The 1,214-nt window shown below is 62.9% G+C and carries 1 protein-coding gene; it reads left to right on the top strand.

Annotated elements, in window-relative coordinates; all coding sequences use genetic code 11:
* The first annotated feature begins 64 nt into the window (after nt 1-64).
* Nucleotides 65-1,036 (top strand): IS110 family transposase, encoded by a 972-nt coding sequence (locus tag XI03_RS01615; protein ID WP_049801720.1) that lies wholly within the window; start codon nt 65-67, stop codon nt 1,034-1,036.
* Nucleotides 1,037-1,214: the final 178 nt, after the last annotated feature.

The raw sequence follows: 1,214 nt of genomic DNA, 5'->3' as shown, positions 1-1,214 counted from the left end.
CTTCATCGGGACCCGCATGGTTGAACGAACTTCAGGTTCGCATCACAAGGGAGGGTCGAGGAAGATGGCCAAACGTAACACGATCTGTGCTGGAATCGATACCAGCAAAGATAAGCTCGACGTGGCGCTCGATGGCAGTTCGGAGGAGCTGCAGGTCAAGAACACGGCGGAAGGCCACCAGGAGCTGGTGGAGTGGCTGAAGCGCCACAAGGTCAAGCGGGTTGGGATCGAGGCAAGCGGTGGTTACGAGCAGGCGGCGGTCGCCGAACTGCGACGCCAGCGGTTTGTCGTCATCGTGTTTCAGCCGATCCAGGTCCGCGCCTATGCCACGTTCCATTTGCAACGGGCCAAGAACGACAAAATGGATGCCGCATTGATTGCGGCCTGCACCGCCGCGGTCAAGAAGATCCATCCCGCTCCAGACCCCCGGCTGCAGCCTTTTGCCGTGCATCTGACGATGATCGACCAGATCAAGGAGGACATCGCAAAGCTCAAGAATCGGCTGGAGAGCTGCCCTGACGAACGTATCCAGAAGTTCTGGAAGGAGCAGATCGCTCTGTTGGCCAAGCACAGACGAGCCGAGTTCAAGGCCCTGGTGGCAGCGATCCGCAAGCATCGCGATCTCGCCGCACGGCTCGATCTGATCTACAGCGTTGGCGGCAGCGGCTTGCCGACCGCGGTTGCCATCTTGATCAGGATGCCCGAGATCGGTCAGATCACCCGCGAGCAAGCCGCAGCCCTCACCGGGCTTGCGCCGTACGATGACGACAGCGGCAAGCATGTCGGCGCCCGCAGGATTGACGGCGGACGCCAGCGCTTGCGTCAGGCGCTCTACACCGCAGCTCTTCCGGCATCCTTCCGCTGGAATCCGCAGCTCATGGCCCTGTACAGCCGGCTGATCGCCGCCGGCAAGGGCCACAAGCGCGCGCTGGTCGCCTGTGCCAGGAAGCTGATCGTCATCATCAACGCCGTCGTCGCCCGCGGAACACCGTGGGTCGCCGAACCGCCCAGAACCGCGAGTGTGTCCGTCACCTGATCTCGTTTCTTTGTTCGATCAGGCGACCGTTTCTTCGTCCCGACCTGCCGTCAAGACGACGCCGCGCGCCGCGGCCGTCAAGGATGGCCGTCGCGCTCGTCTCACCTCACGTCGACTGCCGCCAGGCCACGCCTTGACGGCCGCAAGCACGGCGTCATGCTCGCGGAAATCGGGCGTG

It is taken from the genome of Bradyrhizobium sp. CCBAU 65884, from assembly GCF_028128835.1.
Taxonomy (GTDB): Bacteria; Pseudomonadota; Alphaproteobacteria; order Rhizobiales; family Xanthobacteraceae; genus Bradyrhizobium; species Bradyrhizobium ottawaense.
The sequence above is the reverse complement of the archived record's forward strand: the minus strand, read 5'-3'. Positions and strand labels throughout refer to the sequence as shown.

What these genes read in the sequence shown, in the direction of transcription:
- XI03_RS01615 (WP_049801720.1), top strand. Translation starts at nt 65, where the DNA reads ATGGCCAAACGTAACACGATCTGTGCTGGAATCGATACCAGCAAAGAT.